Origin of the sequence: Acinetobacter sp. 3657, from assembly GCF_031456775.1 — a bacterium.
GTDB lineage: Bacteria > Pseudomonadota > Gammaproteobacteria > Pseudomonadales > Moraxellaceae > Acinetobacter.
In genome coordinates this window covers 296,814-318,275 of sequence record NZ_JAVDVH010000001.1, presented here as the reverse complement: position 1 = coordinate 318,275, position 21,462 = coordinate 296,814, and the positions used below count along the sequence as shown (strand labels likewise).

Annotated in this window: 22 protein-coding genes, 1 tRNA gene and 1 pseudogene; 18 read left to right on the top strand and 6 right to left on the bottom strand. The window is 39.2% G+C overall.

All coding sequences use genetic code 11. The annotated features are described in order from the left end of the window. On the top strand, positions 1–636 hold the full coding sequence (locus tag J2Y37_RS01470) for an FMN-binding negative transcriptional regulator (RefSeq protein WP_349031610.1): 636 nt from the start codon (positions 1–3) through the stop codon (positions 634–636). Here the strand turns inward: J2Y37_RS01470 and prmC are convergent. Together prmC and prfA are read right to left on the bottom strand one after the other, a co-directional pair. Further along, positions 633–1,451: a peptide chain release factor N(5)-glutamine methyltransferase gene (gene prmC, locus J2Y37_RS01465; RefSeq protein ID WP_349031609.1), complete on the bottom strand. Its 819-nt coding sequence runs from the start codon at positions 1,449–1,451 to the stop codon at positions 633–635. The genes J2Y37_RS01470 and prmC overlap by 4 nt on opposite strands. After that, positions 1,451–2,539: a peptide chain release factor 1 gene (prfA, locus tag J2Y37_RS01460; protein ID WP_005197449.1), complete on the bottom strand. Its 1,089-nt coding sequence runs from the start codon at positions 2,537–2,539 to the stop codon at positions 1,451–1,453. Before prfA ends, prmC begins: the two co-directional genes overlap by 1 nt. Positions 2,540–2,792: 253 nt before the next feature. Between prfA and yiaA the strand changes: the two genes are divergently transcribed. Together yiaA and J2Y37_RS01450 are read left to right on the top strand one after the other, a co-directional pair. Beyond that, the gene (gene yiaA / locus J2Y37_RS01455; protein WP_349031608.1) at positions 2,793–3,260 is read left to right on the top strand and encodes an inner membrane protein YiaA; all 468 of its coding nucleotides are present in this window, start codon (positions 2,793–2,795) and stop codon (positions 3,258–3,260) included. Positions 3,261–3,517: 257 nt separating this feature from the next. Continuing rightward, entirely contained in the window at positions 3,518–3,949 is a 432-nt protein-coding gene (locus tag J2Y37_RS01450; RefSeq protein ID WP_349031607.1) for a glycine zipper domain-containing protein, read from the top strand. Between the two features lie 151 nt (positions 3,950–4,100). Here J2Y37_RS01450 and glyA read toward each other — a convergent pair whose 3' ends face one another. Next, positions 4,101–5,357 carry a serine hydroxymethyltransferase gene (gene glyA, locus J2Y37_RS01445; protein WP_004670686.1) on the bottom strand — a complete coding sequence of 419 codons (1,257 nt, stop codon included), beginning with the start codon at positions 5,355–5,357 and terminating at the stop codon, positions 4,101–4,103. Positions 5,358–5,532: 175 nt separating this feature from the next. Here glyA and J2Y37_RS01440 point away from each other — a divergent pair, with 175 nt between their 5' ends. From J2Y37_RS01440 to J2Y37_RS01420, 5 genes are all read left to right on the top strand, one after another. Next, positions 5,533–6,363, top strand: a complete 831-nt coding sequence (locus J2Y37_RS01440; RefSeq protein WP_349031606.1) for a DUF695 domain-containing protein — start codon at positions 5,533–5,535, stop codon at positions 6,361–6,363. 54 nt (positions 6,364–6,417) lie between these two features. Continuing rightward, the gene (locus J2Y37_RS01435) at positions 6,418–7,110 is read left to right on the top strand and encodes a 3'-5' exonuclease (protein ID WP_130162703.1); all 693 of its coding nucleotides are present in this window, start codon (positions 6,418–6,420) and stop codon (positions 7,108–7,110) included. A 100-nt stretch (positions 7,111–7,210) separates the two neighbouring features. Next, positions 7,211–7,447, top strand: a complete 237-nt coding sequence (locus J2Y37_RS01430) for a hypothetical protein (RefSeq protein WP_349031605.1) — start codon at positions 7,211–7,213, stop codon at positions 7,445–7,447. A 43-nt stretch (positions 7,448–7,490) separates the two neighbouring features. Further along, complete coding sequence (locus J2Y37_RS01425; RefSeq protein ID WP_349031604.1) at positions 7,491–7,790, top strand: hypothetical protein; 300 nt, start codon at positions 7,491–7,493, stop codon at positions 7,788–7,790. 122 nt (positions 7,791–7,912) lie between these two features. Further along, positions 7,913–7,988 (top strand) — tRNA-Arg (locus J2Y37_RS01420). 210 nt (positions 7,989–8,198) lie between these two features. On the opposite strand, the gene J2Y37_RS01415 is transcribed toward J2Y37_RS01420, so the two are convergent. After that, entirely contained in the window at positions 8,199–8,615 is a 417-nt protein-coding gene (locus J2Y37_RS01415; RefSeq protein ID WP_349031603.1) for a hypothetical protein, read from the bottom strand. Between the two features lie 402 nt (positions 8,616–9,017). On the opposite strand from J2Y37_RS01415, the gene J2Y37_RS01410 reads away from it, so the two are divergent. From J2Y37_RS01410 to J2Y37_RS01375, 8 genes and pseudogenes are all read left to right on the top strand, one after another. Next, positions 9,018–9,953, top strand: coding sequence for an ABC transporter ATP-binding protein (locus J2Y37_RS01410; RefSeq protein WP_241323128.1), 936 nt, complete (start codon positions 9,018–9,020; stop codon positions 9,951–9,953). Beyond that, positions 9,950–10,723: an ABC transporter permease gene (locus J2Y37_RS01405; protein ID WP_004670679.1), complete on the top strand. Its 774-nt coding sequence runs from the start codon at positions 9,950–9,952 to the stop codon at positions 10,721–10,723. The genes J2Y37_RS01410 and J2Y37_RS01405 overlap by 4 nt, the downstream gene beginning before the upstream one ends. Further along, positions 10,720–11,535: an NADPH-dependent 7-cyano-7-deazaguanine reductase QueF gene (gene queF, locus J2Y37_RS01400; protein ID WP_349031602.1), complete on the top strand. Its 816-nt coding sequence runs from the start codon at positions 10,720–10,722 to the stop codon at positions 11,533–11,535. Before J2Y37_RS01405 ends, queF begins: the two co-directional genes overlap by 4 nt. A 33-nt stretch (positions 11,536–11,568) precedes the next feature. Further along, positions 11,569–12,228: a hypothetical protein gene (locus tag J2Y37_RS01395; RefSeq protein ID WP_004670677.1), complete on the top strand. Its 660-nt coding sequence runs from the start codon at positions 11,569–11,571 to the stop codon at positions 12,226–12,228. 182 nt (positions 12,229–12,410) lie between these two features. Then, a complete protein-coding gene (gene rodA, locus J2Y37_RS01390; protein WP_004670676.1) occupies positions 12,411–13,553 on the top strand; it encodes a rod shape-determining protein RodA in 1,143 nt (380 codons plus the stop codon). A gap of 19 nt (positions 13,554–13,572) precedes the next feature. After that, a complete protein-coding gene (gene mltB, locus J2Y37_RS01385) occupies positions 13,573–14,574 on the top strand; it encodes a lytic murein transglycosylase B (RefSeq protein ID WP_349031601.1) in 1,002 nt (333 codons plus the stop codon). Positions 14,575–15,200: 626 nt separating this feature from the next. Beyond that, positions 15,201–15,500 (top strand): annotated as a pseudogene (locus J2Y37_RS01380) (septal ring lytic transglycosylase RlpA family protein); the annotation flags it as partial. Positions 15,501–15,677: 177 nt separating this feature from the next. Continuing rightward, on the top strand, positions 15,678–16,130 hold the full coding sequence (locus J2Y37_RS01375; protein ID WP_004670673.1) for an Mpo1-like protein: 453 nt from the start codon (positions 15,678–15,680) through the stop codon (positions 16,128–16,130). Between the two features lie 40 nt (positions 16,131–16,170). Here the strand turns inward: J2Y37_RS01375 and J2Y37_RS01370 are convergent, their stop codons facing one another. After that, positions 16,171–16,635, bottom strand: a complete 465-nt coding sequence (locus J2Y37_RS01370; RefSeq protein ID WP_349031600.1) for a DUF3465 domain-containing protein — start codon at positions 16,633–16,635, stop codon at positions 16,171–16,173. An 80-nt stretch (positions 16,636–16,715) separates the two neighbouring features. Further along, on the bottom strand, positions 16,716–18,131 hold the full coding sequence (gene sthA, locus J2Y37_RS01365) for a Si-specific NAD(P)(+) transhydrogenase (RefSeq protein WP_004670671.1): 1,416 nt from the start codon (positions 18,129–18,131) through the stop codon (positions 16,716–16,718). A 188-nt stretch (positions 18,132–18,319) separates the two neighbouring features. Here sthA and lipA point away from each other — a divergent pair, with 188 nt between their 5' ends. Continuing rightward, the gene (gene lipA / locus J2Y37_RS01360; protein ID WP_004670670.1) at positions 18,320–19,333 is read left to right on the top strand and encodes a lipoyl synthase; all 1,014 of its coding nucleotides are present in this window, start codon (positions 18,320–18,322) and stop codon (positions 19,331–19,333) included. Between the two features lie 364 nt (positions 19,334–19,697). Further along, a complete protein-coding gene (locus J2Y37_RS01355) occupies positions 19,698–21,404 on the top strand; it encodes a DUF4394 domain-containing protein (protein ID WP_349031599.1) in 1,707 nt (568 codons plus the stop codon). Positions 21,405–21,462 lie beyond the last annotated feature (58 nt).

The following is a 21,462-nucleotide window of genomic DNA, read 5'->3' as shown; positions in this document are numbered from 1 at the left end:
ATGATGTTCTTACCTGAAATTTTTGTGGAAAAAGATCTTGAGAAGTTATACGCACTCATTCAAGACTATCCTTTTGCAACGTTGATTAGTCATAGTGCTGAAGGTGTAGAAGCCAATCATTTGCCGTTTAAGTTATTACTCGACAAAGAAAGTGATACTGCTGTTTTAATCGCGCATATCGCCAAGGGTAACCCTCTACATACACAAATTGAGAATAACACAGACGTCCTCGTTATTTTTCAGGGAGAACAAGGTTATATCTCGCCTAACTGGTATCCAACCAAGCAGCAACATCATCGACATGTACCGACATGGAATTATCAAGTTGTGCATATCAAAGGAAAGATTAACTTTTTACATGATGAAAAGTCTTTGCGAGGAATTCTGGCAAAACTCACCCGTACGCATGAGGCCAAACAAGCCAAACCTTGGAAAATGTCAGATGCACCAAGCGAATATATTGCCGAAGAGTTGAAAGGGATTATTGGAATTGAGATCCAAATTGAAAAAATTACCGGTAAATTCAAGCTTAGTCAAAATCGTGAGAAAATTGATGCTTTAGGCGTTGTCGCTGGTTTAGAACAACAAGGCGAGCAAGGTTTAGCCAAAGCCGTTCAGCAATATATCGAAGATTAAGATAGCTTTTGTCCTAAGCTGACCCGATCATTACCACCATAATCTTTGATCGTTTCGATTTCGCTAAAACCGAACTGTTCAAAGATTCCACGTACTGCTTGTCCTTGATCATAACCATGTTCAAGGACAATCCATCCTTTAGCCTTGAGCCAGCTTTTCCCTTGAGAAATGATGGTTTCAATATCTGCAAGCCCATGCTGATCCGCAACTAATGCACGTTCAGGTTCTGACTTGAGCTTTTGCATATGCACATCATCAGGATCAATATACGGCGGATTTGATACAATTAAATCAAACTTTTGCGCGTCTAGAGCATCGAACCAAGCCCCACAAGCAAATTTAACTTGAGTTAAGCCATGTCGAACCGCATTTTCTTTAGCAACATCTAATGTCGGTTGATAAATATCGGTTGCAGTCACCTGCCACAGCGGACGTTCGCTCGCAAGTGCTAAAGCAATTGCACCCGTCCCCGTGCCTAAATCGACCATGTCGGTATCTGGAGTAAGCGGCAGTCTTAAAACTGTTTCAATGAGTATTTCAGTATCTGGACGAGGAACTAAAGTGTCATGTGTCACTTTTAAATCTAAAGTCCAAAATGGTTGTGAACCGATGACATACGCGAGTGGTTCACCCTGTGAAATTCGAGCAAGCCCCGCGAGGTAAGTTTGCTCTTGAATTTCAGTCAATTCTTGCTCAAGTCTTAGTTTTAATTCCAAAGCACTGATACCTAAAAGATGTTCAAGTAGCCATGCTGCTTCTTGACGTTCATAGCTATCAATTTCGCCATTCATCTCTAAAGCTTGAGCAATATTCATTAGCCGCCATTTTCCTGCGCCAGCATTGCTAACTGATCTGCTTGATATTCACGATGTAAACTATCTAGTAATTCTGTCAAATCACCCTCCATAATCGCATCCAACTTATATAAAGTCAGATTGATACGGTGATCTGTCATACGACCTTGTGAATAGTTATAGGTACGGATACGTTCTGAACGATCACCCGATCCTACTAAATCACGACGCATTTCAGAGGTTGCTGTTTCTTGTGCTTGGCGTTTTGCATTTTCCAATCGAGATACTAGTAGTGCCATCGCTTTGGCTTTGTTCTTATGTTGAGAACGCTCCTCTTGGCACTCAACCACGACACCCGACGGAATATGGGTAATACGCACAGCAGAGTCAGTTTTGTTAATATGCTGACCACCTGCTCCTGATGCACGGTATGTATCAATACGCAAATCTGAAGCATTGATTTCAACTGTGGTATCGACATCGACTTCTGGCAGAATGGCAACCGTACACGCTGAAGTGTGTACACGACCTTGAGATTCGGTTGCAGGAACACGTTGTACACGATGCGCACCACTTTCAAACTTCAAACGACCATATACGCCATCACCATCAATACGGCAGATCACTTCTTTATAGCCGCCATGCTCACCTTCATTTTCTGAAAGCACTTCAATTCGCCAGCCTTGTGTTTCAGCAAATTTACTATACATACGGAACAAATCACCCGAGAAGATCGCGGCTTCATCCCCACCTGTACCAGCACGAACCTCTAGATATGCTGAATTGGCATCATTTGGATCTTTAGGAATCATCAGAACATTGAGTTGTTCTTCTAATTCAGCCAAAAGCGTCTTATTGGCTTTAATCTCTTCTTCGGCCATATCTTTGAAATCTGGATCAGACTTCATCATTTCTGCGGTTTCAATATCTTCTTCAGCTTGACGATATTTACCCCAAACTTCGGTAATTTCTGATAAATCACTATGTTCACGAGACAGTTTACGGAAACGTTTATTGTCTGATATCACTTCTACATCAGCAAGCAATGCAGTCAGCTCTTCATGACGATCACAAAGTTGATCTAGTCTTAAACGGAGTGATGCTTTCATGGGCGAAATATCTCAAAATCTAAAGGCTCAGCGCTTATCAAAATGATAAGGCATAAGCAAAATCAAAAAATTGCGCATAGTTTACAGATTCTACTGATTAAAAGACATAGAGAAGCCCCGTAACTTACGATTCCATCATCATTTCATCACAAATTGTTCTGCTTTGGTTTTCATGACTTGTTCTAATTGCCGATCTCATATATAAAAAAAGTCTAAAAGAGTAAATACAAAGATAAAACAATAGGATAAAACGATGAATAATTTTATTAACCGCCCTACCTCTGCGTTTATTGCGGCAAGTTGGGTCGCATTACTCACAGGAGCTGTTGGTTTCATTATCGGATTATGGAATGCTGATATGCCACTGCATGAAAAAGGTTATTACTTTGTGATTTTACTTTATGGCTTATTTTCTGCCGCGTCATTACAAAAAACAGTTCGAGACCAATTAGAAGAGATTCCCGTGACTGCGATCTACTATGCTTTATGCTGGGCATCTATGGCTGTATGTATTGTACTGTTGCTGATTAGTTTATGGAATGCTGATATCACCATGAGTGAAAAAGGTTTTTACATCATGTCATTTCTACTCAGCTTGTTTGGTGTGGTCGCGACACAAAAGAATATTCGTGATTTAAACTATTTACGTCTACAAACAGGACTTGATACGCGTCAACCACAGCGCGAAGAACCTTCATCACAACAAAATGATCAAGACTAAGGTCTGTGAAATGTCAGCAGACCCTTAAATAAATATAAAGAAGTTTTAGATCATAAAACTTCTTTCACCACAAAACACAACCAATTGTTTTATCATGGTTTTTTAGATAACGACTTTAATTTCGCAACAAAACGCTACAATCCAGACACTAAACCGCAATACTTCAGACTGACCTCTCCACAATTTCTCACTCAACTCTTGTTACATTTGCACCCATTAGAAATGATGTCCAATTTACTCAGGACATGGAGTCAAAAATGAAATTAAACGTTTGGTTATGTAGTGCGATTTTCGCAACATCTTCTTTGGTCACTGTTGCTCATGCTGATAATGCCACTCGTGTCGCTGCAACATCAGCGCTAGGTAGTGTGGTAGGTACGGCTATTGGTAAAGAAGTTGGCGGCCATAATGGTGCTTTGATTGGCTCTGCTGTAGGTGGTGCGGGTGGCGCTGCTGCTGCAAGTAACAAACGTACCCGTACAGAAGCTGCCATTGGTGGTGGTTTAGGTGGTGTTGGTGGTTATGCTGTTGGTAAAAATGTCGGCGGAACTACAGGTGGTTATATCGGCGCTGCTGCTGGTGCCGCTGGTGGTGCAGCATTAGGTCGTCAAGTTGGTCAAGATCGTTATTATGACAGTCGCCAAAACCAAAAGAAAAAATGGAAAAAGAAAAAACATCACCGTCATTGATTCAAATAAAGCACCTTCGGGTGCTTTTTTATCGAGTCAGGCTGCATCAAACATGATGCAGATTAAAAATATGATTACTTTTAAGCCCATCCCTCATCAATTTGATTAGACAATAAAAAAGCGCCTTACGGCGCTTTTTTAGATATACAAATTAGTTTGCATATACTGGGAATTTTGCACAAACTGTTTCAACTTTAGCTTTAACATCAGCGATGACTTTCTCATCACCTTTGCTATCAATAATGTCAGCGATCCAACCAGCAAGTTCACGCACTTCAGCTTCACCGAAACCACGTGTCGTCACCGCAGGCGTACCAATACGAATACCAGAAGTAACGAATGGAGAGCGTGGATCATTCGGCACAGCATTTTTGTTTACTGTGATATGAGCAGCACCTAACCAAGCATCTGCATCTTTACCAGTTACATCTTCTTGTTTAATCAATGACAACAAGAATAAATGGTTTTCTGTACCGCCAGAAACAACATCATAACCACGTGAAATGAAGACTTCAGCCATCGCTTGAGCATTCTTAACAACTTGTTGTTGGTAAGTTTTAAACTCTTCTGACATCGCTTCTTTGAAACAAATTGCTTTAGCAGCAATCGCATGCATCAAAGGACCACCTTGGTTACCTGGGAAAACAGCAGATTGAAGTTTTTTCTCAATTTCTTCATTTGCTTTCGCAAGGATTAAACCAGAACGCGGACCACGGAGGGTTTTATGCGTTGTTGTGGTTGTTACGTCAGCAATTTGCACTGGGTTTGGATAAACACCCGCAGCAACTAAACCAGCAACATGCGCCATATCAACAAATAGGTAAGCACCGACTTTGTCAGCGATGTCACGGAAACGCTGCCAATCAACGATTTGGCTATATGCAGAGAAACCCGCCACGATCATACGTGGTTTGTGCTCTAGCGCTAAACGCTCGACTTCTTCATAGTCGATTTCGCCAGTTTCAGTATTTAAACCATACTGAATCGCATTATAGGTTTTACCAGAAAAGCTAACTTTAGCACCATGCGTCAAGTGACCGCCATGCGCCAAGCTCATACCCAATACTGTATCGCCAGGATTTAGAAGCGCTAAGTAAACGGCAGAGTTCGCTTGAGAACCAGCATGTGGTTGAACGTTTGCATAATCAGCACCGAACAATTCTTTTGCACGATCAATTGCAAGTTGTTCGATCACGTCCACATATTCACAACCGCCATAATAGCGTTTGCCAGGATAGCCTTCTGCATATTTGTTAGTAAGTTTTGATCCCTGTGCTTCCATCACAGCTTGAGAGCAATAGTTTTCAGATGCAATTAACTCAATATGAGCTTCTTGGCGTACGCCTTCAGAAGCAATCGCTTGAGCAATTTCTGGATCAAATTCAGCAATAGAAATATTGGCAAACATTAGCGGAGGGTCCTATAAATTAGGGCTTTTAAGCCGTGCTAAAGATTGGTGCGAATTATAGCATGAAGTTTACTGTTTCACAGATCGATATTTATTTAATTCTTCGTGAATTTTATTCTGCTTGCTTGCTATGCTAATCGTTATGTAACAGACCAATATAATAGTGGAGCTAAAAATGGGATTTTTAAATAAATTCTGGTCAAAGAAAAAAGTACTAACTGATACTCAAAACTTAATCCAACCAATAGAAGTTCCTGAAAACTGGGATTTTTATATGTGTCAAATTGATGATCAACCTGCCAGTTATTTTCTGAATTTAGCTTTATCTGATGTTGCTCCCATTGCGACAAGACCCAACTTGCTCTGGCTAGAATTAAAAATGAATTATGCAAACGAAGATGGTCTATCTTCTAGTGAAGAATCTGATGCTCTATTCGCAGTTGAAGATGCCTTAATTCCTGCACTAAACGCTCAAAGTAATGCGCTTTATATAGGGCGTTTGACTCATAATGACACACGAGATCTTTATTTTTACTGTGCAAACGAAGTAGAAAAAATCAAAAATATTATTTTTCAAGTCATGCAATCCTTTTCAACCTACCAATATCGTATTGGCAGTAGATCCGATGCAAATTGGTCAACCTATTTTGATTGCATGTATCCCAATGAAGAAATCATCCAATGCATATCCAACCGTAGCGTTTTAGACAATCTCCGTAAACATGGCGATAGTTTAACTATTGCTCGCCCTATAGATCATTGGATTTACTTTCAAAATGAAACTGATCAGGTTCACTTTATTACAGCGATAAAAGCTCTTGCCTTTAATGTTATTCAACAAAATAGAATGGATGAAAATCAGGATTACCCATATCAACTACAAATTTCTAAAATAGGCGATATCCATCAAGAAGCAATTGATGAGTGTGTTTTACAATTGTGGCAGTTGGCAAAACAATCAAATGCTGAATATGATGGCTGGGAAACACAAATCATTAAAAATTAATGCTGTTTCTTGTATAATCATCAAATTCCCCAAATAGTCCTGAGACTCGTTTTTATGCAGGCCATTATCTTAGATACTGAAACACATACACTAAATGGTTTGCCGATTGAAATCGCTTATGCCCCCATCGAAATAGAAAATGGAAAATTAAGCTTAGATAAAAAGAAAATCTTTGATCAGCTTTATCAGGTTGGCCAACCGATTTCCTTTGCCGCAATGGCGGTGCATCATATTTTAGAATCAGATCTAATCGATCAACCGTTTTATAACACCTTCCAACTGCCAGAACAAACCACTTATATTATTGGTCATAATGTTGATTATGATGTAACAGCCATCGCCAAATGTGGCGTGGATACTTCAAAATTAAAACCGATTTGTACATTAGCGCTCGCACGTCGAGTATGGGAAGATGCTGAAGCGCACAATATTTCAGCTTTAATTTATTTAATCGCGAAAGGCAGCGATAAAGCGCGAGAAATGTTAAAAGGTGCGCATCGTGCTGATGCTGATATCATCTTAACAGCCAATATTTTGATGCATATTATTCATCAGTTGGATATTCAGAATATTGAACAACTTTATCTTGCCTCAGAAGAAGCACGTATTCCTAAAACGATCACTTTTGGTAAACATAAAGGTACAGCCATCCAAGACTTACCAGCCGACTATATTCAATGGTTACTGCGCCAAGATGATTTAGATATTTATCTTCGTAAGGCTTTAGAGACCAAACTCATTAAATAAAATATCAACCCAATGATATTTAATAAATTATTAACATGAATGTCATTATTCAATCGTATCTTAGCCCCTATCAAATTTTTGACTGGGGCAAGACGAACAGATGTCACATTTTTTTAAAACTGAGCTAGGACAAATAGCCTTACAACAACGTAATATTACTTTGAATGTACGTCAACGCCGTTTATTACTACTGATTGATCATGAGGATTTCCAAATGCTTGATCATGATTATAAGAAGAAAATTGCCCCAACTGAGCTTGTTCAACAATTAATCGACATGGGCTTGTTAGCTGAGCAAACTTCATCGACTACAAAAACGAGAGTCCAAGAAGATTGATTTATTCATAGAAAATCATAAGACAAACAATTTAACGCAATCTATGCCGACACAAAGCCTAGAGACAATAACAGCGACGAACAATGAAAAGATTGAAACTGAAGTAATTGCATTAGAAAAACTTTCTTTTGTCGAAGTTCAGCAAGTCATGATTCAAACACTAACCACCTATTGCGGTTTAATGGCAAAACCATTGATTCAGCAGATACAACAAAGCAAAACAATAGCTCAACTCAAACTTTGTCAGATGCAATGGATTACGGCTCTACAGGAATCTCGCATTGCACCAAGTCAGTTGAATCAAACATTGAAATTGATTAATTACTCGGTGCAGCATTTATAGAACATATCGGGATGAGTATTTCTAAATAAGACTGAAATCGTTGTTTTAATAATCAAGAAGCATCTTTGTTTAAAGGTATATATTTACCTATAAGTATTTTTTGCCTATGATGTGGCACACATGCGCTCATAGCTCAACTGGATAGAGTACAGGTCTCCGAAGCCTGTGGCGTGGGTTCGAGTCCCGCTGAGCGCACCATAATTACTTTTCATAACTTCACATTACTCTTCATACAACGAATTCTTTTAAAGTTGTGCGCATTTGATACGTTCCATTTTTGCCCCCATTAAAAAACCGCCACTTGGGCGGTTCGATGTATTTATTTCAAAACTTTAAAAATCTCATATTCAATCCAACTCTATTACAGATATTTGATTGGTGTTAGTTAACTAACCTTTGTTTTTACGCCTACTTTTTTTTGGAATTTAACTCTACAAGTCTTTTTTGGTAATCTCTTTCAGTAATAATACCTTTATTTCTACCTTCTTGATTGGACTTAATTTGCTGATTAATTTCAAATTTATTCAGTGTGTTTAGATCATTGTTCCTTAGAAGATACTGAGATTTATCATAAGGACTCATATTGGCAGTTATTGCTTTTTCATCATATATTTTGCCTACTTCTTTTTCTTGTTGCTTTATGCGGTCTTGCTCTCGTTGCATTGATGATCCAAAGAAATCATATTGTTGACTGCTTTCTAGTTCACCCAATTGCTCATTATCTTTTTTAATTAAAATAGACTCTGTTTTACTATACAAATCCTCAGCACTATATACATGCCCAGCAACCACAAAACTTACAATCAACAAAATCAGCTTATTCATTAGATTTACTCATTTCTCAATAGAACTATGGAAAAGCTTACCATCATCTATAATTATTCATAAAATATGATTTACAAGAATATACCATTTGAACAAAACCTTTATTTCTCTAAAGTATATTTAAGATCATTAGGGGCACTTCAACACAAAGCTCAGTTTTACCCATGAAAACAAATTAACCTTATTGCCAAACCCTGATAATTTTTGGCTGTGGTCGTCCGCGTCTTCAGATGACTAAAAGCTCATCATGTCAATTGTTGTTGCGCCAAAAAATTAAGATTTAATTGCGGTCAATTTTTTAGTTTCTGTTCCATATATAGAACATGATAAACCACTTTTCCACTTGGTTTATTTTTCCATATCGCTCAGAATACTCATTCTATTTAACAACGTGAGACGTTCATGACTGATGCTTTGGTGTTGAGCGATTTGTCCAAAACTTATCGTAATGGTTTTCAGGCGTTAAAAGGTATTAATTTGACCGTGCCTGAAGGTGAATTTTATGCATTATTAGGACCTAATGGTGCAGGTAAATCGACGACGATTAGTATCATTAGCTCTTTAACCAAAAAAACATCGGGTTCAGTTGAGATTTTTGGGCATAACTTAGATACCCACCCTTCACATGCCAAGCAATGTCTGGGTGTTGTTCCTCAAGAATTCAATTTTGGTCAGTTTGAAAAAACCTTTGATATTTTAGTGACCCAAGCAGGTTATTACGGTATTCCCAAAAAACTGGCGGAACAACGTGCCGAATTATATTTAGAAAAACTTGGCTTATGGAACAAACGAAACATTCAATCTCGTATGCTCTCTGGTGGTATGAAACGCCGCTTGATGATTGCACGTGCCATGATGCATGAACCTAAGTTGCTGATTCTGGATGAACCAACGGCGGGTGTCGATATTGAATTACGTCGCTCAATGTGGGATTTCCTGACTGAAATGAATGAAAATGGAACATCAATCATTCTGACGACCCACTATCTTGAAGAAGCTGAAATGCTATGCCGTCGTATAGCGATCATCGATCGTGGCGTCATAAAAGAAGATACCTCGATGAAAGGTTTCCTGAATCAAATGAATGAAGAATCGTTCATTTGTGATCTGGTAGAACCGATCAATTCGATTGATTTTAATATTATCGGTTTCACCTTTAATTTAATTGATCCTGTGACTTTAGAAGTAACGATGGATAAAGCACATAACATGAATGATTTATTCTTATTGTTACAGTCACAGAATATCCACGTCAGTAGTATGCGAAATAAATCGAACCGCTTAGAAGAATTATTCGTAAAAATGGTTGAGAAGAATCTTGCAGGAGCGGATCAATGAACTTTAGTCAATTACAAACCGCGCTTTGGACTTTAGTTGTTAAAGAAATTCGCCGTTTTATGCGGATCTGGCCACAAACCTTATTGCCCCCTGCGATCACCATGAGTTTGTACTTTGTGATTTTTGGCAACTTAGTCGGCTCACGTATTGGTGAAATGGGCGGCTTTAGCTATATGCAGTTCATTATCCCCGGTCTAATCATGATGGCAGTCATCACCAACAGCTATGCCAATGTATCCTCAAGTTTCTTTAGTGCCAAATTTCAAAAAAGCATTGAAGAATTGATTATGAGTCCTGTACCTCTACATCTGATCCTGTGGGGTTATGTGATTGGCGGCGTTTCTCGTGGTGTATTGGTTGGCTTAATTGTGACGATCATGAGCTTGTTCTTTACACATCTAGAAATTCATAATTTCTTTGTGACTATTTATACGGTCATCATTACTTCGTTATTGTTTTCACTTGGTGGTTTAATCAACGCTGTATATGCCAAGTCATTTGATGATATTTCAATTATCCCGACCTTTGTATTGACACCGCTGACCTACTTAGGCGGCGTGTTCTATGCCATTAGTGCATTAAGTCCTTTTTGGCAAAACTTATCTTTAATTAACCCAATTGTATATATGGTCAATGCTTTCCGTTTTGGCATTTTAGGGCATAGTGACGTGAATGTTTCACTTTCATTAATCGTTGTGACCTTATGCTGTGTTGTCCTTTATGCAATTGCATATCATTTATTAGCTCGTGGTTCAGGAATGCGTGAATGAGTGTAGAACATTCTTTGTTGGGTAAAGACACCCAATATCCAACTCAATATCAGCCAGACGTTTTATTTCCAATCGCTCGCGCTGAATCTCGCCAACAATATGCACATATTGATGGGATTACTCAGGGCAAAGACTGGTGGCATATTTTTGAAATTTCTTGGTTAAATCCTCATGGATTACCCCAAGTTGCGATTGGCCGTCTTACCTTGCCTGCAAGTTCGCCAAATCTGATCGAATCAAAATCACTCAAGCTTTATTTTAATAGTTTGAACTTCACTCAATTCGCCTCTAGACAGGTATTTATTGAGACTGTTGAGCAAGATTTATCAAAAGCTGCTGGCGCAACGCTTAAACTTGAATTGTTTCAAGTGGATGATCTGAAGATTACTCAACCCACGGGTATTTGTATTGATGACCTTATCCCTGAGCGTTTGTCTGAGCACCCCGATGCAACTTTGTTGCAGCACGATATGACGACACAAGATAATATAGAAATTGAGCTTTACTCACATCTTCTTAGAAGTAATTGTCCTGTGACTGGACAGCCAGATTGGGGGACTGTTTTTATCCGTTTTAAAGGCAAAAGACCTTGTTATCGCAGCATATTAGCTTATATTATCTCGTACCGTCAGCATAATGGTTTTCATGAGCAATGCGTTGAACAAATATTTGCGGATATTTGGCAATTGCTTAAACCAGAAAAATTGATGGTCTATGCAACTTATACTCGTCGTGGAGGATTGGATATTAATCCATGTCGAGTTTCAGATTTGTCATGGATGCCCGAGCCAATTCGCTTGGCACGACAATAAAACGAATAAATTTGATATAGAGGACGTTCTTCAATGACCAGTTATTTCGGTATTCTTCCTTCAGCAAGCTTGAGTCAGGATATTCAACTTGCACAAGCCAATCGTGACAGTAAAGAACCACAATACCCTTTACGTGACAAAATATCTCTACAGCTTACTGATGAGTTAATTGACACCATGTTGGTTCATTTGGTTCAACAGTTTCCACCAAGTGACAAACGAGATACCACTGAAGAACTTGCTCAAAAAATTCGTAGCATTGTTTCGTCTTTGATGAAACAACTGCTCGGTAAAACATCAAATGACCAAGTATTAGAGTCATTGAACTTTATGGAAAAAAGTTTGTTTATCGACAACGAAGGTAAACAACGTATTGGTACTGTACTGCCTGATAGTCTTGTTGCTGATATGAAAAAGAGTTTTGCGGAAGTCGAAGCTGGTAATGGCAAGGAACAACGTGATGCGCTCACCAAACAGTTTAAATCGTTTGCTGATGCGTTGATTCATCATTTTATGACTGAGTACAATAAGACGCTAGGTTTAGGGATGCTTAAACGTGGTGCTGCAAGCGTTGCAACCAGCGGTGTAGAAACAGCAGTTCATATTGTAATTAAGAAATTAATTCCAAGTCTAAGCCAAGCTGAGCTTGCAGTATTCGCTAAACACTTTGATCAATTGTTAGTACAAAAATAAGCTTTTGCTGATAAAAAACGGTCATTGCAAAATGGCCGTTTTTTTATCGTAAGCTAAAACTTATAAATGTCACATTTTCTAAATTTTGATTGTCTCTTGCGCTTCAACCAAAGCGTTGCTTTGGTCTTGCTCACGTTTATGTTAGCATTCTCGAAGCTTAGCTTTACCTGATTTAGAATCACATGTCCCCAAGCTCACAATATAAATTTTTACGTCAAGCACCCCGCGATGGATTAAGTACAGCCACGCAGCTTTCTCGTTGGCAACAATTACACATCGACCCATGGCTTTGTCTGTTCTTGATCTTAAATGCCATACTTGGATTGACTATTTTATATAGTGCTTCCGCTCAGAATGTTGGCTTAGTTACGAGACAAGCAATAAGTTTTGGCATCGGTTTTGGCGTCATGTTGGGCTTGGCTCAAATCCCTCCAAAAGTCTATCAGGCATTTTCGCCCTACTTTTACATTTTTGGCGTGTTGTCACTGATTGCGGTTATGGTTTTTGGTGAAGTGCGTATGGGTGCGCAGCGATGGATTGATATTCCGGGCTTTGGTAGTGTGCAACCCAGCGAGTTTATGAAAGTCGGCATGCCAATGATGATTGCGTGGTTCTTGTCACGCAAAGCACTACCCCCAAGTTTTTCTCAAGTCATACTGTCATTAGTTCTGATTCTTATTCCTTTTTTATTGATTGCAGAACAACCCGACTTAGGCACTTCATTACTGGTTATTGCAAGTGGTATCTTTGTACTCTTTTTAAGTGGTTTATCTTGGAAACTGATCGCTGCTGCCGCTGGTGCAGTCGCCATTATTATTCCGATCGCATGGACATTTTTATTGCATGGCTATCAACGTCAACGTGTACTCACACTTTTAAATCCTGAAGCGGATGCCTTAGGTACAGGTTGGAATATTATCCAATCCAAAACGGCAATTGGTTCAGGTGGCTTCTCTGGAAAAGGCTTCTTAGAAGGCACACAAGCTCATCTCCATTTTCTTCCTGAGGGTCATACCGACTTTATTATTGCCGCATACTCAGAAGAATTTGGTTTGATTGGCGTGATACTGCTTATTCTTTTATATTTCGCGATTATTTTTAGAACATTCCAAATTGGGTTACAAAGCTTCCATAATTATGGCCGTTTGATCGCTGGCGCATTTGGTTTGTCATTTTTTGTTTATGTATTTGTAAATGCTGGCATGGTCAGTGGTATTTTACCCGTAGTAGGTGTGCCGTTACCGTTCATGAGTTATGGCGGAACTGCAATTATAACGCTGATGTCTACTTTTGGACTGGTTATGTCCATCCATACGCATCGATAACGAGGAATTTTATAAACATATGTTGCATATAACTTTAAATAAAACAGTTAAATTTCTTAGCTTAAGTGCCAGTTTATTTTTAAGCTGTAATTGGGCATACGCGAACGAATTTTACACCCATCCAAATTATATGGCTTTTAAACAAAAAGCGATGACAACATATAATTTGAGCGGTGAACAAATCGATACTGCCATGAGTGGTGCGCGTAATATTCCTAACATTCTAAATATTATGACGCGTCCAGGTGAAAGTAAACCTTGGTATGATTATCGTTCAATGTTTTTGGTTGAAGGCACGATTCAACGCGGTATCCGTTTTAAAAATCAATACGAAGACACTCTAAACCGCGCAGAACAGCAATTTGGTGTACCTAAAGCAGTTATCCTCGGTGTTTTAGGGGTAGAAACAGGCTACGGCGCAAATAAAGGCTCTTTTGTCACCCGTGATGCCTTAGCAACACTTGCATTTGGTTATCCTCGTCGTGCTGATTACTTTAGTGATGAACTGGCTGCGCTGATCGCATGGACATATAAAGAAGGCTATCCAACCAATAGTATTGTTGGTTCTTATGCAGGTGCAATTGGCTATCCACAGTTCATGCCGAGTAATATTCAAAAACTCGGTGTAGATTACGATGGTAATGGTCATATTGATCTTAGAAATTCGGCTGTTGATGCAATTGGATCAATTGCGAACTATTTAGCTAAACATGGTTGGGAAAGAGATCGACCAATTGGCTTCCCTGCTCGTTATTTAGGAAATGATCCAGAAAGCGTGATTGCGAAGGATTTGACCTTACCTAGACCTTACGGTGAACTCAAGCGATTGGGCATATCACCTGTTAACCCTTTGGTAAAAATTGATGATTTAGACCTTGTAAATGTCATTGAATTACAAGATCGTTCTGGTCCGATCTATTACATCACTTATCCAAATTTCCAAGTCATTACGACCTACAACAGAAGCCGTATGTATGCGACTGCTGTATGGTTATTAGGCACTGAAGTAGCTAGTCGATAGACTAGCTTTTTCAACAACACCAAAAAGTCAATAATTTTATTATTAAAAAAGTATGTTTTTTGAGCTATTTTCATATTTAGTTACAATATTGTTCATTTTTTAATCAAAAACTGTGTGTTTTTGTTCTTTTTGTTGCTATTTATCTTTAATGACTAGACACACTTCATAGCCGATGAATATTATCCATCCCAAGTGTTCGGGCTGTTCAAACTCTTTAAGTGGTTACAACTGCCCCCAAATTGCAAATTGCAAAAGTGAATAATTAGACATGTGCACTATATTTCAGACTGTTTGATTGAAGTAGAAAAGCATGTTCTCTAGGAGTTTATACAATGCAGTTTTCGCTAAAATATATTCTAGCGCTGACAGCCGGCTTAAGTTTAAGCCCGTTACATGCAGAAATGGTACAATCTTCATCATTGAGTAATGATGTGGATGGATCTAACTTAGCCGCTCGTGTTCTAAGTAAAGATTCTCAAAATTTTAATTCGCGTCTTTCTAACGTAAATAGTCTTTCAATCACTGAGCGTTCGGGTGACCAAGTACGTCGCCAAACGATTGCAGCAAAAATTGACATTCCTGAAGAAGAGCCTTCAGTGATTGAAAAGCTTAATGCGGTTGCTTCGAACACAGTTCGTAAGTTTAGCCAAACTGGCGTTGCTTCTTGGTATGGTCGTCAGTTCCATGGCCGTAAAACAGCAAGTGGTGAAACATTCGATATGAATGCAATGACCGCTGCTCACCGTAGCCTTCCACTAAACTGCTATATCCGTGTAACCAATCGTGATAATGGTAAAAGTGTTGTGGTAAAGGTAAACGATCGTGGTCCTTTCCATGGTAACCGTGTACTTGATTTATCTTATGGTGCAGCGAAGCAAATCGGACTTACAAATGCAGGTCTTGGTAAAGTGAGTATCGAACGTGTAGACGGGCCTAACTCTTAAGTTACAGTCAGTCATACAATCAATAAAAGCCGCCTAGTGTGGCTTTTATTATTTTTACACTGCAACAAAGCTAAATACCCCGCAGATATTTTGACCCTTCTAACTTTCTTCGGTATATTGAGATAATTAAAAAATAACCAAGATCGCAAGGAGAGCGCTGTGAAATCAATCGACGAATGGTTCGATGAATATAGTGAAAGTCATCAAAACCAAACCAATAAAAAAATCCATTGGGTATGTGTTCCAGCAATTCTTTTTTCGATTATTGGTATTCTTGCGCACTTTAGTGCCTTATTAACCGCGCTATTACTGGTTTTGACTTTGGTTTTCTATGCGCGTCTAGATATCGTGCTTGCAGTCGCAATGGCTGCTTTACTCGCTGTAATGGCATGGCTGATTATTATCTTACCTGTGGGCATCGGTTTCTATATCGGCATATTTGTCATCGCTTGGATTGGTCAATTTTACGGACATAAAGTGGAAGGTAAAAAACCGTCTTTCTTTAAAGACTTACAATTCCTCCTGATTGGCCCTGTATGGTGTATGGACGCTTATTTAGCTAAAGTCCTACCTAAATGGAAATCCCGTCAAAAATTGGCGCTTACAAGCTGATTTAGCGCATATCTTTACAGTAACCCATAAAGGAAGATCGTTACTGATACATTCTTCCTTTATATTTCAACCATCCATCAATATGTTTTCTTCTTGGGTCGTGGTGTGTCCAATGGATCACCCCACCTTTATTGTTATATTCATACACCCCATAAAATTCTACCATTTCACCTTTTTGTAGCCCCTCTATTCGGGGTGCCAAATCAATATTATGGGCAATCAAAACCGTCAAGCCATTGTCCAACTCTAAAATCATCCTTTGATGTCTTGAACCATCATTGTCATCAGGCAAAATCGCTTTCACTATTCCTTGTGAGCGCACCTGAAGCTTACTTCGTTGTTGTTGATAGGCTTGCATGATCTTGGCTTGATCATCAACACGCTGCTCAACAGATGAAGATGTCTCGAACTGTGTGCTATTTTGCTTAAGCTCCAAACCGACATAAGCAAAGATCAGCAAGGCAATAACGATCAAGACCAGTACATTATTTTTCTGAGTTTTCATAGCAACCCTTTTATCAAATACAAAATAGCAAAATGCCAATCAATTTGATTGGCATTTAGATCATACAATGTCTAGCACAGTTAGAATAGACGATTCATCCCATTCAAGGCAGCAACACGATATGCTTCTGCCATCGTCGGATAGTTAAATGTCGTTTCTACAAAATACTTCAAGGTATTGTTTGGACTATGCATCACCACCTGCCCAATGTGAATAATCTCAGCCGCGTTGTTACCAAAGCAGTGAATACCCAGCACTTCTAAAGTATCTCGATGGAATAAAATCTTTAATTCGCCGACCGTATCACCTGTGATTTGGGCGCGTGCCAAATGACGGAAAGAAGCCTGTCCTACTTCGTATGGGATTTTTTCTTCCGTTAGCTCTTGCTCGGTTTTTCCAATCGAAGAAATTTCTGGAATGGTATAAATTCCAGTTGGCACATCTTTAATTGGTTTGACATTCTTTTCACCAACCATATTTGCACCCGCACAACGACCTTGGTCATAGGCAGCAGATGCCAATGATGGCCAACCAATGACATCACCCGCAGCAAAAATATTGTCTACTTCGGTTTGATATTGATCATTAACCATCAACTGACCGCGGCTATTTGGCACTAAACCAACATTTTCTAAACCTAAACCATCGGTATTGCCTGAACGACCATTACACCACAAGATCGCATCAGCTTTGATTTTCTTACCGCTAAGTAAATGCAATACCACGTGATCATCAAACGTTTCTAAACGATCAATTTGTTCATTATGACGAATCAAAACGCCTTGTTCACGCAAATGATAAGACAAGGCATCAGCAATCTCATCATCCAAATAACTCAATAACTTTTGCTGAGTATTGATTAGGTCAACTTTATGGTCTAATCCAATGAAAATAGACGCATATTCACATCCAATAACGCCTGCACCATAGATGATAATTTTTTGAATCGTATAATCTAAATCTAAAATCTTGTCTGAATCAAATACGCGAGGATGATTAAAATCTAATCCTTGGGGTTGATAAGGACGACTACCCGTAGCAATCACGATTTGTTTGCAAATAATCGTGTCCTTAATCCCATCATGACTGAAAATCAAGACGGTATTTTTATCGTGGATATAGGCACGGCCATGAAAAGTTTCGATTTTATTGCGATCATAAAAACGGGTATGCGTATCGACTTGTTGCTGAATCACTTTGTGCGCGTTACGTAGCACCTGTTTCATGGTGAATTGTTTCCACTCACCTACTTTTTGAAACATTGGATCACGTTGATAACGAATAATACTTGAAACTGTTTGACGTAATGCTTTACTTGGAATCGTACCGACATGCGCACAGTTACCACCGAGTTGATCACGAACATCAACAATCGCAACACGCTTACCTGCTTTTGCCAGCTTCATTGCCGCGCCTTCACCAGCTGGGCCAGAACCGAGAATGACTGCATCATATTTTACAATATTCCCACCAACGACCTCTTTCTTACGTGGCATTCAAAGCTCCTTGACTGTTTAACTTTTACTACTCTATATATGATAACCAATATGCGTTGAATTGATGTATTTCTCAACCATATATTTTATATATACACATTTTTAAAATGAATACCTATTTCGTCCTATACACTCGTAAATTTGACTATAATGTCTAGATATCTCAAGTTAAAGGTTGTAGAAAAGATATGTCTGAACACCGTAAAGCTGAACAGGGCTTAAAACTTCGTGGCGCCGAAAAAGTCGCAAGAATTCCTGTAAAAGTGATTCCTACGGTTGAAGTACCTCGTAAACCAGACTGGATTCGCGTCAAGATGGCCGCACCAGAAGAGGTTCAACGTATCAAAACAACCTTGCGCTCGCAAAAACTGCATACTGTATGTGAAGAGGCTGCTTGCCCCAACCTACCAGAGTGTTTTGGTGGCGGTACAGCAACCTTTATGATCATGGGCGATATTTGTACACGTCGCTGTCCTTTCTGTGACGTTGCGCATGGTCGTCCAAATGCACTTGATGCGGACGAACCACGCCACATGGCAGAAACAATCTCGAATCTCGGCTTAAAATATGCCGTGATCACGTCAGTTGACCGTGATGATTTACTTGATGGCGGTGCTCAACATTTTGTTGACTGTATCAGAGAAGCTCGCGCGCTTAGCCCAAATACCTTGTTGGAAATTTTAGTTCCAGACTTCCGTGGACGCCTCGATATTGCACTTCGCATCATGACCGAATGCCCGCCTGATGTTTTCAACCACAACATTGAAACCGTACCACGCTTATATAAAGCCATGCGTCCGGGCTCTGACTACCAACATTCTTTAAATCTGTTAAAAATGTTTAAAGAATATTGTCCAGATATTCCAACCAAATGTGGTTTGATGGTCGGCATTGGTGAAACTGAAGAAGAAGTGATTGCCCTTTTGGATGACCTTAGAGCACATGACGTAGATTACATCACGATTGGTCAGTATTTACAGCCATCTAAACAACATGCGCCAATTGATCGTTTTGTCACACCTGAAGAATTCGAGCGTTATGCTGAGCATGGACGTAAATTAGGTTTTAGAAATATTTGGTCTGCGCCAATGGTGCGTTCTAGCTATTTCGCTGACCGCCAATATCGTGGTGAACCAGTTCCTGCTGTTCGACGTAAAGCCGATCCTGCTAAAAAAATCGCAGTCCAAACAGTAGAAGCATAATCGTTTCCAAGCAAAAGAGAGAATCCCCTGATTCTCTCTTTTTTTCATACCTAAGAACACTAACTCACACAAATCACCACATCCTAAAAATTAAAATTTCTGATCAGCCGTGAATTCCGCGTGAATAATTACAACTCAAAACCCAACTACAAAAAAACCACTTAAAAACATTGATTTACTTTCAATATCAGCACTTATATGCTGATTCTAGTTAATAAATTTTTTTAAATTAACAGCTAAAAATAAAGCGCTCAATCTTTATTTACAGTAAGTCCCTCAATCACAGAAGCCCCAAGTTTTATAAGTAATAAGGAATATTTCTTAAGGCTTTGTATGAACAAAAATATTAATCAGGATTTAAAAAATGAATACAAGAATATTATCACTGACTACCGCAGTCTTAGGCAGCTTATTCCTTTTGGGTTGCAATAATGACTCAAATAATAATTCCAATCCCTCTCCCACGAAAACGGGCGATGTGCTGATTCTGACAAGCAATGGAATGATAGGTTCAATCAATCGTGATCAACCTGAAATGTTGGTTTCTAATTTAAAAATCACAAATCTACAATCTGGTGAACAACTGATTGGCATAGACCACCGTCCAAAAGATGGAAAATTATATGCCGTCGGTACTATGGGCAATATATATACCCTAAACCCTCAAACTGGGCGTGCGACTTGGGTAAGTAAGTTAGTTGCTGACCCAGCGGATACTACAGATGGCAATGCACCATTTGACAAAATCACAGGCAATCCTGACCTGATGACTGTAAACTTTAATCCAGCAGCGGATCGACTACGAGTCATTGGCAATGATGGACAAAATCTGCGAATTAATGTTGATACGGGTGCGACAATCACAGATGGCAACATTAGTTTAGGGGGTGAATCAGTCGCCATTATTGCTGCTGCATATACCAATGCGTTTGCTGGTACAGCTTCAACACGATTATTTAGTATTGACCAGAATACTGATCGTATCTATTTACAAAATGCAAATGAGGGCACATTAGGCAATTCAGCAATGCTTGCATCAGGTGTTGATGTTGAAGGCGGCGGTGGTTTTGATATTGACCCGATTAATAACGTTGGCTATGCCGCCCTGAAAGTTGCAGGCACATATCAACTCCACCACCTCAATGTTACTGCCGTCGGCTCAGAAAATGCTGCCGTTGTTGAAAGCAAAAACTTACCAAATGTATTTCAGACTTCAGGTATTCGAGGCTTAGCACTTGCAAGTGCTGCCGATAGTGGTGCACATACATTTGGTTTGAGTGCAAATAATCAACTGATTCATTTTATGGCGAACACACCAAATTCAGTCAAACAAACCAATATTACTGGTTTAAAAGTTGCAGAAAAAATTATTGGAATCGATTTTCGATTTAAAACCACGACTGATAAATCTGGCATGCTATATGGACTCAGTGACCAATCAAATCTATATACCATTAATACTCAAACAGGTATGGCAACACTTCAATCCTCACTGAAAGCTGCGACGGGTGATGATAATCCTTTCACAATGCTACTTGGTACAAGCTTTGCTGTTGACTTTAACCCTGCTGCTGATCGTTTACGCGTCATTAGTAATACAGGACAAAGTTTAAGGATCAATGTTGATACAGGTGACACCATTACTGATGGTGACTTAAATGGTATTGATGATGCGGTTGTCAGTGCAGCAGCCTATACCAACAGTTTCCAAACACCTATCCCAATGATTGGTACAGAACTATTTAACTTAGATCAAGGCAACCAACTTTTAGTGAAACAAAGTCCACCAAATGATGGTGTACTCAATTCAATTGGTGCATTAGGAATCAATCTAGGTATGGATAATGGTTTTGACATTGCTGGTGGAGACAATGGTTTTGCTTTAGCAACCGTGTCTGGAATGACCGGGCCATCCGTTTTATATCGCATCGATTTAAACAGTGATACAACGATTATGACACCAAGAGCTAGACTCGCTGTTAATGTAGACGGCACACCAAATCTAGCGGCTTCGACAATTGGTAGCAGCATCACCCCACAACTGATAGACCTCGCTATTATGTTGAAGTAAATATCATTACTTAAATAAAAAAACACCGCATATTCAGATGCGGTGTTTTTTTTAAATT

Coding starts and splice junctions, on each gene's coding strand:
- J2Y37_RS01470 (WP_349031610.1), top strand. CDS start 1: ATGATGTTCTTACCTGAAATTTTTGTGGAAAAAGATCTTGAGAAGTTA.
- prmC (WP_349031609.1), bottom strand. CDS start 1,451: ATGAATATTGCTCAAGCTTTAGAGATGAATGGCGAAATTGATAGCTAT.
- prfA (WP_005197449.1), bottom strand. CDS start 2,539: ATGAAAGCATCACTCCGTTTAAGACTAGATCAACTTTGTGATCGTCAT.
- yiaA (WP_349031608.1), top strand. CDS start 2,793: ATGAATAATTTTATTAACCGCCCTACCTCTGCGTTTATTGCGGCAAGT.
- J2Y37_RS01450 (WP_349031607.1), top strand. CDS start 3,518: ATGAAATTAAACGTTTGGTTATGTAGTGCGATTTTCGCAACATCTTCT.
- glyA (WP_004670686.1), bottom strand. CDS start 5,357: ATGTTTGCCAATATTTCTATTGCTGAATTTGATCCAGAAATTGCTCAA.
- J2Y37_RS01440 (WP_349031606.1), top strand. CDS start 5,533: ATGGGATTTTTAAATAAATTCTGGTCAAAGAAAAAAGTACTAACTGAT.
- J2Y37_RS01435 (WP_130162703.1), top strand. CDS start 6,418: ATGCAGGCCATTATCTTAGATACTGAAACACATACACTAAATGGTTTG.
- J2Y37_RS01430 (WP_349031605.1), top strand. CDS start 7,211: ATGTCACATTTTTTTAAAACTGAGCTAGGACAAATAGCCTTACAACAA.
- J2Y37_RS01425 (WP_349031604.1), top strand. CDS start 7,491: ATGCCGACACAAAGCCTAGAGACAATAACAGCGACGAACAATGAAAAG.
- J2Y37_RS01415 (WP_349031603.1), bottom strand. CDS start 8,615: ATGAATAAGCTGATTTTGTTGATTGTAAGTTTTGTGGTTGCTGGGCAT.
- J2Y37_RS01410 (WP_241323128.1), top strand. CDS start 9,018: ATGACTGATGCTTTGGTGTTGAGCGATTTGTCCAAAACTTATCGTAAT.
- J2Y37_RS01405 (WP_004670679.1), top strand. CDS start 9,950: ATGAACTTTAGTCAATTACAAACCGCGCTTTGGACTTTAGTTGTTAAA.
- queF (WP_349031602.1), top strand. CDS start 10,720: ATGAGTGTAGAACATTCTTTGTTGGGTAAAGACACCCAATATCCAACT.
- J2Y37_RS01395 (WP_004670677.1), top strand. CDS start 11,569: ATGACCAGTTATTTCGGTATTCTTCCTTCAGCAAGCTTGAGTCAGGAT.
- rodA (WP_004670676.1), top strand. CDS start 12,411: ATGTCCCCAAGCTCACAATATAAATTTTTACGTCAAGCACCCCGCGAT.
- mltB (WP_349031601.1), top strand. CDS start 13,573: ATGTTGCATATAACTTTAAATAAAACAGTTAAATTTCTTAGCTTAAGT.
- J2Y37_RS01370 (WP_349031600.1), bottom strand. CDS start 16,635: ATGAAAACTCAGAAAAATAATGTACTGGTCTTGATCGTTATTGCCTTG.
- sthA (WP_004670671.1), bottom strand. CDS start 18,131: ATGCCACGTAAGAAAGAGGTCGTTGGTGGGAATATTGTAAAATATGAT.
- lipA (WP_004670670.1), top strand. CDS start 18,320: ATGTCTGAACACCGTAAAGCTGAACAGGGCTTAAAACTTCGTGGCGCC.
- J2Y37_RS01355 (WP_349031599.1), top strand. CDS start 19,698: ATGAATACAAGAATATTATCACTGACTACCGCAGTCTTAGGCAGCTTA.